This window comes from Gracilimonas sp. BCB1 (assembly GCF_040117685.2).
In the GTDB taxonomy this organism is placed as follows: domain Bacteria; phylum Bacteroidota; class Rhodothermia; order Balneolales; family Balneolaceae; genus Gracilimonas.
In genome coordinates, this window is sequence record NZ_JBEDYP020000002.1 from 200,487 (window position 1) to 213,184 (window position 12,698).

Consider the following 12,698-nt stretch of genomic DNA (forward strand, 5'->3'; position numbering starts at 1 on the left):
GACGAGTAGTTTAACGCCTCAGGAATAGAGTTGTTTCGTGAGAATATATCAGGCGGGGATTAAATCATCCATACCCACGCTCACTTTTTTAATCCAGCCGCCGGCAACTACATCATCGCCTTCGTAACAGACAATAGCCTGTCCGGGAGTGATGGCTTCCCTTCCGGCCGGAAAGTGAACTTTCATTTCATTGTCGCTGATTTGGGTAAGCTGACCAATTGCACCGTCATCGTTATACCGGATGGCTCCCGTAATCTCCATGTTGTCTTCAGGGATTTTGTCGTACTTGATCAGGTTCATTTCCCCGGCAATAAGTGTGGAGCTTACCAGGTCTTCCTTTTCACCTATGGTGATGGTGTTGGTGGCCGGATCGATGTGCGTTACATACACCGGTTTGCCCATGGCTAAATCCAGCCCGCGCCGCTGACCGATGGTATAAAACGGATAGCCTTCATGTTCGCCAACGATGTTTCCATCCTTATCTACAAACTTACCACCGGACACCCGCTCTTCGAGTCCATCCACACGGTCTCTGAGGAAGCGACGGTAATCATCATCCGGCACAAAGCAGATTTCATAGGAATCCGGTTTGTTGGCCACATTCAACAGTCCGTGGTCTTCAGCAATCTGCCGGATTTCCGTTTTGGGATAGTTTCCGAGTGGAAAAATAGTTCGGGCCAAATGTTTTTGAGCCACTCCCCATAAGGCGTACGACTGATCTTTTTTGGGATCATGTCCGCGTGAAATTACATAACGGCCATTTTCTTCCCGAACTTTCGCATAATGCCCGGTTGCTATAAAGTCACAACCCAGGTTATCCGCTCTTTTCAGCAGAGCCGCCCACTTGATATGCGTATTACAAAGCACGCATGGGTTTGGTGTTCTCCCACCCAGGTAATCATCTACAAAACGATCGATAACCCAGTCGCCAAACTCTTCACGGATATCAACTATAAAATGCTTGAACCCATGATTGACCGCAATATGGCGGGCATCATTCATAGACTCCACCGTACAACAGCCGGTTTCTTTGTCAGAATTTCCGCCGCTCCGGTGATAATCCCAGGTTTTCATGGTAATACCGATCACTTCGTAGCCTTGTTCCTGCAGCATCACGGCTGCTACGGATGAATCGACACCGCCACTCATGGCTACTAATACTCTGCCTTTTTTACTCATAGAAAGGAAGTTAAATATACTTCTTGACGTTTAATGAACGTCAAAGATAAGGCTTTTTCAGGACGGTTGACAGAGCCGGGGGGACATTGAACAAGGAATATCGAACATCCAACTTTGAACTTAGGTGTTCAGCGTTGGGCGTTTCTTGTTCGGTGTTTATTAAGTCATATACAGATAGGGTTTCCAGGGCTCTTGAACGCCACCGTTGGAGTCGCGGAAGAAGGTAATAGGAATGGGTCGGTAGGGCTTCTTCTTCAGCGGCATACGGGCCTCTTTCGGGGTGCGATTTCCTTTATGCACGTTACATTTATCGCAGGCTGTGGTCAGGTTCTCCCAGGTATCTTTACCACCTCGGCTTTTGGGGATGATATGATCGATAGTAAGGCTTGATTTTTTACCACAATACTGGCAGGTAAAATCATCCCTGCGCATTACATTTCTGCGGGAAAGCACAATTTTGGTATAGGGAACCCGAATGTAGTTGCGCAACCGGATTACAGAAGGAAATTGAAAAGACTCCCGTGGGGTACGCACCTCTTTTTCCGGATCATCATGAAGAAGCTCCGCTTTCTCAAGGAAGATCAGTTTCATAGACCGCTGTACGGAACAAATACTAAGCGGCTGGTAGTCTTGATTTAAAACTAACACGTTGGCGTTCATCGTGCATCCGGGTTTAAGGTCTGTTGATGATATTTCGAAAATTTACTTCCATGATGAATGCAGAATATGAAACAAAAAAAAGGCGCGCTCGCTGATGCAAGCACGCCTTAGTATGAGGTATTTGGCTTTAAATATCAATAGCCAATCATTCCTAACAGCTGATCTCGCACTTCATCGTTGATTGAGATTGCCAGTATAATAGATACGGCCAGCCCTATTAAAGCGTAACTCAGGTCCTTGAAGGCCATGCCAAACACTTTACCCATAGGCCGTCCTTTTTCTTTTCCGTCCATAATACTCATTCCAATTTCACGGCCGGCAAGCAGTCCCAGAAACACCCAGGTAGTGCTCATCGGTACGGTACTGATTGTTAGTTTGTACACCAGCAAGATGGCGTACACAAAATCGATGATGGTTGCTGAACGAACATCGGTAACCCTGGATTTCTCGGTAACAATTTCCTGAATCTTATCTCCTCTTAGGTAAAACAGCAGTCCAAGGCCGAAGAAGATAAAGAGTGCAAATCCGAGGAATTGAGTGAAGTCTAACGATCGGGGAAGATACACGGCTATGTTGGCAGCATCCTGCATTACCCAAACAGCCCAAAGCGTACCTGAAATAATCCACTGCAAAGGAACCCAGAATTTTTTGGGTTCTCCCTTAAATCTCTTCTCAATGGTATTGGTTACCAACAACCATACCGCAAGTCCGGTTACCAGGGCAATGCCATATCCCTGTAAACTTTTACCGAGTACCGAGGTAATCCCTTCTGCAGAAGTGGCGAAACAGCTTAACAGTAAGAAGGTGGTTGAAACCGGCATACGCATACGGGTCAGTATCAACAAGAATACAGGCGCGGCTACCTGAAGGAATGAAAACTCCGTGGGAGCTTCCGAAAACCCTTTGGAGGTCAGGCGCTGGTAAGTTACATCCCCGTCAAATATATACCAGCTTACAGAAACGGTGACCAGGAAAATCCCTCCGATCCATAACCAAAGCATCCACCATTTTTTATCCATGTTGGAGGCCAGAAAGGTACCGATGGTTTGAATACTGTCATTAGCTATAGCAGAATAACCGGCAAACACAAAACCAACCCACATAGCCAGTTCTGCATAGGGAAAAACCACACCGGAGATAAAAAAGAAAAGACCAATCAGGCCTATAAAAATTCGTTCTTGTTTAATTACATCGTAAAAGCCGGTTGGGATTAGCCGTTCCATAGGGCTTTGTTCACTTTCGTTAGATTGTGTATTTGACATTGATTTGTATTAGTGTGCTGAATATTTGCACCAAGGGTACTAAGCTCATGTTAAGACAGTGTTACGAGAGGCAGATTTAGCCAATACTTAACAATTTTATAACAATAGAAACTTTAAGGCCTAAGGCCTTGAAAATCACATACCCATGTTATTTCATTTTATCCGCCAAACCCTTTTATTTATGAATGATCATAAGTAATTAAACCTACTGCCATGCTTCGCACCCTACTTCCTTTTGCATCCGCCCTGCTAATAATTATCGGTAGCTTCACTTCCCCGACACAACATCCTGAATTTCAATTCAACACCGTCAATAGCGTTATTGGTGATATCAGTTATGAGAAAGAATTTGGGGTTCAACCGGACGCTTCTGCCTCTGAAGAAACCCGGATCAAAACTCACCTTCAATATGTAATTGAAATCCTTGGGAATACGGAAACACATCACCTGAATACTGAGCAGGCGGAAAACAGAAAGCACATTATCACTTTACTTAAGGAGTACATAGGTACCGGCGAGTTCCCAAAGAATCATCATTTTGAAAATCGCAGACCTGTTTTTATAGACCGGGATGGGAACTTGTGTGCCGTTGGTTATTTAATTGCCAAAACAGAAGGACTCAAAGCGGCCCAAAGAATAAACCGGGATCATAAGTTCGATTACATCAAAGATATTGACCCAAAGCATATCAATAGCTGGCTGGCTGAAAACGGGCTTACCCAAAAAGAAGCTGCTATGATTCAGCCTGCATATCAATCATCAATTACCAGAAACCAAAACAATATTGAAACCGAATATGCCATAGGCTCTTCTCTTTTGGCCGGGGCTCAGTTAGGTGCATTGAGCTATAGTCTGCTAACCGATGGCTCACCATCCGATATCAGAAAAGTCTCTGTTTTTAACTCGGCACTTGGTGCTGCTTCCCTCACCTTGGGATTGGTAAACCTCGATAACAGATATTCGGAAACTTCTTCACCGGCTCCTGAACAACCTTGTATATGCTGGACTACCACTACCACTTATACGAATAAAGCCCGCACACACCTCTCCATAGCAAATATTGCCGTAGGCACAGCGTCATTAGTTTATAACAGCATTCGGTTTTTCAATGCTCCTCAAAAACAAGAGCCATCAAAGTTTAATGTTTCAGCGACCCAACTTTATGATCCCTCCTCCGGACAAACCGCACCTGCATTGTCGCTGTCCATGAAGTTCTGATTCTGCCAAAATTTCACCGTCTTTTTCATATAAAGTTATACTTGTTTTCCATATTCCTTTTATATTTGGAACCGCTTTTTTGAGCGATTCAAGCTACAAAACCATCAAATACAGACGATGTCCACAAAAGACTCTATTGCCAGCGGCTATTACAAAGAACCGGTTCCTCATATTGCTCACGACTCCCCTTTTGCTTCTATGATGGAGCGCTTCCGGTTTGCAGCAGAAATTCTCGATTTAGATGAAGGTGTTTTTAAATATTTATCCAGTCCCGAAAAGGTAGTCATGGTTTCCATCCCGGTCACGATGGACGATGGAAGTATCGAAGTATTTGAAGGGTACCGCGTTATCCATAACAGTATTCTCGGGCCATCCAAAGGTGGGATCCGGTATTCGGAAGACGTCACCATTGATGAAGTTAAAGCACTTGCTGCCTGGATGACCTGGAAATGTGCGGTCGTTAATGTTCCCTTTGGCGGAGCAAAAGGCGGCGTTAGGGTAAACCCAAAGAACTTATCACAGGCCGAACTGGAGCGACTCACCCGGCGATACACCGCCAATATGCTGGACGTGTTTGGTCCCGACCGTGATATCCCCGCCCCGGATATGAATACCAACGAGCAGGTGATGGCGTGGATAATGGATACCTACAGCATGAAGCAGAAGAAAACGGAAAATGCGGTGGTTACCGGAAAACCCATTATCCTCGGCGGATCAAAAGGACGCAAAGAAGCCACCGGACGTGGCGTGGTAACCTGTACGCTTGCAGCTTTAGGTAAACTTCGCATTTCCCCAAGCAACACAACCGTGGTAGTACAGGGATTCGGAAATGTAGGTTCTGTTTCGGCTCAGCTTATGTATGAGCAGGGAGCTGAAGTAATTGCCATCAGCGATATCAGTGGTGGTTATTACAACAAGAATGGTATCGACATTGAAGAAGCTATTCGCTATTCCCAAACGCATGGGAATTCACTGGAAGGTTTTGACGGAGCAGAGCCCATCAGCAATCAGGATCTGCTTGAACTTGAATGTGATGTTTTGATTCCCGCGGCAAAAGAAGACCAGATTAACAAAGAAAATGCATCCAGGATCAAAGCTAAGATTATCGCTGAAGGTGCTAACGGTCCCGTTACGGCCAATGCCGATAAATTGCTGGAAGAGAATGGGATTATGGTCATTCCTGACATCCTTGCAAATGCCGGGGGTGTAACGGTTTCCTATTTTGAGTGGGTACAAGACCGCCACGGATATTTCTGGACAGAGGAACGCGTAAACCGCCGCCTGAACCGTATGATGAGAGAATCGTTTGACAACTTGTTTATGGTGAGTGAAAAGTATAGTATTACGCTCCGTCAAGCGGCTTATGTGTATGCCATCGACCGGGTGGCCACAACGCTGAAACTGCGTGGTATATATGCTTAATAAATGAAATTACTACAGACCCTTACCCTACAGTCAACGTACGAGGAAGTTGAGAGAGTGGAAGAATTGCTTACTGCTCTCCAGGAAGAACTCGGCTTTAATGATGAATTCTATGCCCGGCTGATGCTCACCGTTTCGGAAGCAGCTACCAATGGCATTCTTCACGGCAACAAACTGGATGAATCCAAAACGGTTACCATTGAGGCGTTTAAAGATGGAAACAAGCTTATCTTTGATTCAAAAGATCAGGGCGAAGGATTTGACCCCGAATCTATCCCGGATCCTCTTGCTGAGGAAAACTTACTTAAACCCAGCGGACGTGGTGTTTTCCTGATGGAAGAATATGCTGAGGAGGTTTCCTACACTGAAAACGGAACACGACTGAAGCTGGTTTTTACCTTGCCGGAGTGAATGTAGGTAAGTGGGTTTTTGAGCTACTCTTGAATCCCATACAATCCCATAAAGTCATTCAGAGCGTAGCGATGAATCTTTGTTATGAACCGCTCCTCAATTATTAATGGGAACAGATCCTTTTCCAAATATGATGGTTTGAGGTGATCAAGAAAATCCAAAAATCCTATAAACCATGGTTCAAAAACTATGGAACCTTGATTAGCTTGATTTTAGGATTACCATGATTGTCATTCAGAGTCCAGGAACCTTGACAATGAACCTTTGCCCGGAAATGATTACCAAGCGTTATCTTGCTAAGGTCCCGCGATTGATAACCAGGCCCATACATATTTATTCCGCTCAGGATGACTTTTTATTATTCTGCAGCGGAAAGTATACGACCGCTTAATCTAAGCAATTGAGTTTCGGCTGTCTTTGCTTCAATTTGGGCTGCAATCAGTCGGTTTTCAGCATCCAATAAACTCTGCTGGGCTTCTCTCAATTCTACTGAGTTAATGGTCCCCAACCGAAATCGCTCCAGGGCTATTTCCTGGCTTTGTTGAGCATACTGAAGATTTTCTTTCTCCAACTCAATCAGGGAAAGGGCATCGCTGTACTGAGCATAGATTTGGCGAATCCGGGAGGTTATCTGAAACCGAACATCCTGCAGAAGCAACTCCTGATTTTTCCCGGCAATCTTAGCGTTTTGTCTGCGCCGGTTTTTATTCAGCCCATCAAACAGGTTGATCCGGGCCGTTACACCATAGGTAAATCCACTGGTTTCTGTGAAATCCGCAAAGCCGCTACTGGCTTCAGTTCGCTGATAACCATACCCCCCGTTTAAACTTATCTGTGGAAAAAACTCTCCGGTAATCTCACGGATTTCGGCCTCGGCAGCATCCTGGTTCAATCGTGCTATTTGTAATTCACTATTCTGTTGCAGCGCTTCCTCAATTAAAGGCTCAAGCCTTAGCTTCTCTGCCAAAATGATATCGCTACTTACGTCATATCCTGATAAGCTAGAATCTGCCAAAACCTGGGTAAGTAAAATCTTGGCTTGCTTCAGGCCTGTTCCGGATCGAATGAGTGCTGCACGGTCAGCATTGAAGTCGGCCCGGGATTGTATGAGGTCATATTCTGAACCGGAACCTAAATCAAGCCGAGTCTCGGCTATACGAATTCTTTCCTGAGATACCTCAACGGTATTCTCCAGCACGTGATAGGCATTCTGCTGGCCTACAATTTGGTAATAAGTACTGATGATATCAGCCAGCACTTGTTCAAGCTGAAGACGGGCTTCCTTTTCATCAATCTCCTCTTCCAGTGATAGCCGGTCGGAAGTGGCGAACATAGATAAACCGTCAAAAATAGTCCATGTTGCATTCACCCCATAGCTGAAGATGGTAGTGCGGGCATTCTGGTCGTTTCGGTCAGGAATAGCGTTGGTTGAATATTCGGCCCTATTATCTTCAACGCTTTCATTAAAAGTACCATCAGCAGTAATCACAGGCAGAAAACCGGCATTTCCCGGTGAATTATTATTAGATGATACACGGACTTCATTTTCAGCTATCCGGATGGCAAAATTATTCTCGAGTCCGGTTCTGATTACGCTTTCAATGCTTAGTGTATCCTGAGCCATCAGCGGATTTTGCAGAATACAAACGGTACCAATGATCAGTATAAACAGGGAGATTCTTTTCATTTTAAACAGGAGCAGTATCTAATTCTTTTTCAGCTTTCTTGATCGTCTCTTCGTCAATTATATCATCATCGGATTTCACCGGCGAGAGGTAGGAGTACATGGCGGGAATCACAAACAGAGTCAGTAAACTACCAATGATCAATCCACCAATTACAGCGATACCCATAGAAGTTCGGCTTTCAGCGCCGGCACCAAGAGCCAGTGCAATAGGCAGAATTCCCAGTACCGTAGAGATACTGGTCATCAAAATCGGGCGGAAACGTGCTGCAGAAGCATCCAGAATGGCGTCCATAATGGAAAGCCCTTGTCGCTGTCGTTGGTTGGCAAATTCCACGATCAGTATTCCATTTTTAGTCACTAGCCCAATCAGCATAATCATTCCAATCTGGCTGAAGATGTTGAGCGACTCATTGAAATACCACATACTCAGCAACGCCCCGGCTAAAGCCAATGGCACGGTTAACATAATGGTAAACGGGTCACGAAAACTTTCAAACTGAGCCGAAAGTACCAGGTAAACCAAAGCAAGAGCCAGCAGGAAAATGAAGCCAAGGCTGGATGAACTTTCAACAAAGTCCCGGGAAGGCCCCGCAAGGCTGGTTACAAATGTATCGTCCAGAACGCCTTCTGCAATTTCATCCATCGTGTCAATACCATCGGCAATGGTGTTTCTGGGTGCCAAACTCGCCGAGATAGTAGCTGAGGCATACCGGTTAAAACGATAAAGTTGGGGCGGACTACTTTGCTCAGCTACCATTACAAGGTTATCCAGCTGAATGAGCCGACCCGAATTGTTTCGAACATACAGGCTTTTTAAATCCACGGGTTCATTTCGGTTTGTACGGCTTACCTGTCCGATAACCTGATATTGCTTTCCGTTCATGATAAAAAAGTCGAACCGCTGGCCACTCAACGATAGCTGTAAAGTCTCAGCAATATCCCGGACGGAAACGCCTAAGTCCTGAGCCCGTTCCCGGTCAATAGTAACCTGAAGTTCCGGTTTATTGAATTTCAGGTCCACATCCTGATAGGTAAACATCGGGTTGTTTCGCACTTCTTCCAGAAATTCAGGAATCACTTCTTTAAGCTTTTCGAAGTTCTGGTTCTGCAGTACATACTGCACCGGCAAGCCTCCCCTGCTGCTGCCAATCGTTTGTTCCTGAGACACAAAAGTTTGAGCTCCGCTAAGATTTGTTACAAGCTGAGACAAGTCATTGGCTACATCATCCTGTGAACGCTCCCTGTTCTCGGGCTCTTCCAGAATGGCAAAGGCAAAACCGGAATTCACCGAACTGGAAGCGCCAAAACCAGGAGAGGTTACCGAGATCACCGATTTTGCTTCCGGAACACTATCCTGCACCAATGTTATAAGGCGGTCCATATAGTTATCCATGTACTCATAGGAAGCTCCTTCCGGGGCTTGTGCAAACATCCTTACCCGGCTTCGGTCTTCCAGGGGAGCAATTTCCTGAGGAAGAGTCATCATGAATAAGTAAATCAATCCTCCGGATGCTGCAATCACCAGAAACGAAACCCAGCGATTGTTCATGAATGCCTGAAGTGAGTTTTTGTACGCTTTATTCATAGCCAGGAAGAACGGCTCGGTCATCTCATAAAACCTGTTATGCCGTTCTCTTTTCTTGAGCAGTTTTGTAGATAACATCGGAGTTAGCGTTAAAGCCACGAACGATGAAATAACTACAGCTCCTGCAATCACAACGCCAAACTCACGGAATAAACGACCGGTTATTCCTCCTAAAAACAGGATCGGCATAAATACCGAAACCAATGCCGCCGACGTTGCAATAACAGCAAAGAAAATTTCTTTGGATCCTAAAATTCCGGCTATAGTCGGCTCCAGGCCCTGCTCAATTTTAGCATAGATATTCTCCAGTACCACAATGGCATCATCTACCACCAGACCAATGGCTAATACGATAGCCAGTAATGTTAATACGTTGATGGAAAATCCGGCCATGTACATCACAAAGAAGGCTCCAATCAAAGCAATAGGTATTACTACAACCGGAATAATGGTCGTGCGCCAGTCTCTCAGAAATAAAAATATAATAGCGATAACCAGTAAAAAGGCGATGAAAATAGTCTGCTGTACTTCATCAATGGAAGCCCGTACGTATTCGGTTGTATCGAAACCAATGGCGGTTTCAATATCGGCCGGAAGGTCTTCTTCGATGGCATCCGCCCGCTTGTAAAACTCATCGGCTATGTCAATTTGGTTAGCTCCCGGCTGAGGTACCAGCACTACCCCTACCATTGGCACACCATCTCGCTTCAAAATAGTACGCTCGTTCTGTGGACCTAATTCAGCATAGCCCAAATCACGAAGTTTGATGTTACTTCCGTTTCGCTGGCTTATGATAAGATCATTGAACTCTTCTACCGTAGTCATCCTGCCCATCGTCCGAACCGTCAGTTCAGTCAGGTCTCCTTCAATTCGGCCGGAAGGTAATTCTACGTTCTCACTGGCCAGTGCATTTCGTACATCCAGCGGGGTTAAATCGTAAGCAGCCAGCTTCATGGGGTCGAGCCAGAGACGCATCGAGTAGGTTTTATCTCCCCAAATTTGCACGCTACTGACACCATCAATGGTTTGAACGCGCTCTTTAAAGTAGTTGATGGCCACATCCGTTAGCTGAAGAAGATTCCGGGAATCACTTTTGATATTAAAGAACAGAATCGGACGGGCGTCTGCATCCGCTTTTGAAACTACGGGTGGGTCGGCGTCGGGTGGTATATTTCTGACAGCTCGCGAAACCCTGGCGCGTACATCGTTGGCTGCGGTTTCCAAGTCCACATCCAGATTAAACTCGACAGTTACCGTACTTCGCCCTTCACGGCTTACAGAAGTCAGGTTCTTGATGCCGGCAATACCGTTAATTTCTTCTTCCAGCGGTTCAGTAATCTGCGATTCAATGACCTCCGCATTCGCCCCGATGTACGAGGTACTCACGGTCACAATGGGCGGGTCAACGGCCGGATATTCTCTGACAGGCAGGTAGTTAAAGGAAATAATCCCAAACAGAACAATGACGATAGAAAAAACGGTAGCTAATACCGGGCGACGAATACTCAGTGATGATAAACTCATGCTACTCCGTTTCTACATTACCAATATTAACCGGCATCCCGGGACGAACCTGCAATAATCCGCTGGTTAGTACCGAGTCACCTTCTGCGATACCTTCGGTGATTTGAACTTTTGCCTCATTCCTGAGTCCGGTTGAAACCGTTTGAGGCTGAACCATTCCGTTCTTCACCACAAATACTTTTTGTCCCTGAAGTTCGGGCACAATAGAAATGGAAGGAACCATCAGGGCATTATTAATAGTGGAAAGCGTGAGTTCTAAATCTGCAAATGCGCCGGGCAGTAAGGCTCCATTTTCATTCGGACTCTTAGCCCGTACTTGTAACGAGCGGGTTTCGGTATCGATTCTTGGCTCTTTGGCATACACACTTGCTGTGAGTGTTTTATCCAGGCCGGAAACGGTGAATCCTACTTTGTTTCCCACTTCCACCATCGCTGCATATCGCTCAGGAATGGAGAAATCAATTTTGATTGGATCTATATCCTGCAAGGTAGCTATTCGTGTATTAGGGGTGATGTAGCTTCCATCGCTTACATATTTCAAACCGATTTGTCCGGAGAACGGTGCACGAATTTCAGTTTTAGCAATCTGAGCTTCTATCAGGGCCACTTCAGCCCTCATTACATTTACTTCATTCAGCGTGGCGTCGTACTCTTCCTGGCTGATTCCTCCTTTATCCAGCAGCTGAGCCTGACGTTTTTCGCGGTCTTCGGCAAGATTCAGCCTGAACTCAGCCCGGTTCAGCTGGGCCCGAAGTTCACTGTCATTAATTTTGATAAGCAACTCCCCTTTTTCCACATACTCCCCCTCTTCAAGAAAAATTTCTTCAATCAATCCTGAACTTTCACTGGCAAGCTCCACTTCTTCATTGGCAAGCAAAGTACCGGTGGTAAAAATATTGTTTTCAATGGTATCAGGCTTGGTAATATATACATCCACCGAAAGGGTATTATTTTCTGAATTATTGGATGGTGAATTACTTGCCGGCCCTATTAATCCCTCTAATTTGGGAATGGCCAGCAGCCCCACCGCAATCAATACGCCTATAACTATTAGTATGCGTTTCATTTATTCTGTTTAGAAAATTGAAATGTGTTGCTAAAGGTAACCTTTGTGCAGGTTTTAGCATTCTTTAATCATGAAAAGCCTTGTAAAAAAATATTTGTCCTTCAGAACCTGAATCACTGATCACATTAAAAAAAAAAGCGATGCAGGAGATTCCCACATCGCTTTAATACTCTTAACAATCGCTTACTTAAGCTACTTGTGCCTCAAGCTGTTTGCTTAGCTGTGATTTAGGAACAGCACCAACAATTTGGTCAACAACTTCGCCGTCTTTGAAAATCAACAGAGAAGGGATACTTCGAATACCGTACTTAACGGATACTTCAGGATTGCTATCCACATCTACTTTTCCAATTTTTGCTTTTCCTTCATACTCACCGGCCAATTCTTCAACAATAGGCCCTATCATTCGGCAAGGTCCGCACCATTCAGCCCAAAAATCAACTAATACAGGTTTGTCTGAATTCAGTACTTCATCATCAAAATTGGAGTCGGTTAACTCGATTGGTTTTGACATAATATTTATTTCTTTATTGAGTGTTCATCAATTCTGAACAAATATCGGAATAATTCATTCAACATTACACATACTTTTAAATTATTGACGTAATAGCGGGGGTTTATGAGTGAGAAGTCTGTTTTAGTAACACATTTGTAGCCATACAATTACTCCAAATCCTCGCCCGG

The 12,698-nt window shown here is 45.0% G+C and carries 10 protein-coding genes; 3 read left to right on the forward strand and 7 right to left on the reverse strand.

What is annotated here, in order from left to right; translation table 11 throughout:
* Positions 1 to 48: 48 nt before the first annotated feature.
* The 3 genes from mnmA to ABFW99_RS01145 form a co-directional block, all read right to left on the reverse strand.
* The gene (gene mnmA, locus ABFW99_RS01135) at positions 49 to 1,179 is read right to left on the reverse strand and encodes a tRNA 2-thiouridine(34) synthase MnmA (protein ID WP_255134974.1); all 1,131 of its coding nucleotides are present in this window, start codon (positions 1,177 to 1,179) and stop codon (positions 49 to 51) included.
* Positions 1,180 to 1,338: 159 nt separating this feature from the next.
* The gene (locus tag ABFW99_RS01140; RefSeq protein ID WP_349355392.1) at positions 1,339 to 1,770 is read right to left on the reverse strand and encodes an HNH endonuclease; all 432 of its coding nucleotides are present in this window, start codon (positions 1,768 to 1,770) and stop codon (positions 1,339 to 1,341) included.
* A gap of 203 nt (positions 1,771 to 1,973) precedes the next feature.
* Positions 1,974 to 3,101: a hypothetical protein gene (locus ABFW99_RS01145; RefSeq protein ID WP_349355393.1), complete on the reverse strand. Its 1,128-nt coding sequence runs from the start codon at positions 3,099 to 3,101 to the stop codon at positions 1,974 to 1,976.
* Between the two features lie 213 nt (positions 3,102 to 3,314).
* On the opposite strand from ABFW99_RS01145, the gene ABFW99_RS01150 reads away from it, so the two are divergent.
* From ABFW99_RS01150 to ABFW99_RS01160, 3 genes are all read left to right on the forward strand, one after another.
* On the forward strand, positions 3,315 to 4,319 hold the full coding sequence (locus ABFW99_RS01150; RefSeq protein ID WP_349355394.1) for a hypothetical protein: 1,005 nt from the start codon (positions 3,315 to 3,317) through the stop codon (positions 4,317 to 4,319).
* Between the two features lie 117 nt (positions 4,320 to 4,436).
* Positions 4,437 to 5,741 (forward strand): Glu/Leu/Phe/Val family dehydrogenase, encoded by a 1,305-nt coding sequence (locus ABFW99_RS01155; protein WP_349355395.1) that lies wholly within the window; start codon positions 4,437 to 4,439, stop codon positions 5,739 to 5,741.
* Positions 5,742 to 5,744: 3 nt separating this feature from the next.
* Complete coding sequence (locus ABFW99_RS01160; protein WP_349355396.1) at positions 5,745 to 6,152, forward strand: ATP-binding protein; 408 nt, start codon at positions 5,745 to 5,747, stop codon at positions 6,150 to 6,152.
* Positions 6,153 to 6,510: 358 nt separating this feature from the next.
* On the opposite strand, the gene ABFW99_RS01165 is transcribed toward ABFW99_RS01160, so the two are convergent.
* The 4 genes from ABFW99_RS01165 to trxA form a co-directional block, all read right to left on the reverse strand.
* Positions 6,511 to 7,839 (reverse strand): TolC family protein, encoded by a 1,329-nt coding sequence (locus ABFW99_RS01165; protein ID WP_349355397.1) that lies wholly within the window; start codon positions 7,837 to 7,839, stop codon positions 6,511 to 6,513.
* Between the two features lies 1 nt (position 7,840).
* Entirely contained in the window at positions 7,841 to 10,948 is a 3,108-nt protein-coding gene (locus ABFW99_RS01170) for an efflux RND transporter permease subunit (protein WP_349355398.1), read from the reverse strand.
* Position 10,949: 1 nt separating this feature from the next.
* Positions 10,950 to 12,014, reverse strand: coding sequence for an efflux RND transporter periplasmic adaptor subunit (locus ABFW99_RS01175; protein WP_349355399.1), 1,065 nt, complete (start codon positions 12,012 to 12,014; stop codon positions 10,950 to 10,952).
* Positions 12,015 to 12,201: 187 nt separating this feature from the next.
* On the reverse strand, positions 12,202 to 12,528 hold the full coding sequence (trxA, locus tag ABFW99_RS01180) for a thioredoxin (RefSeq protein WP_349355400.1): 327 nt from the start codon (positions 12,526 to 12,528) through the stop codon (positions 12,202 to 12,204).
* Positions 12,529 to 12,698 lie beyond the last annotated feature (170 nt).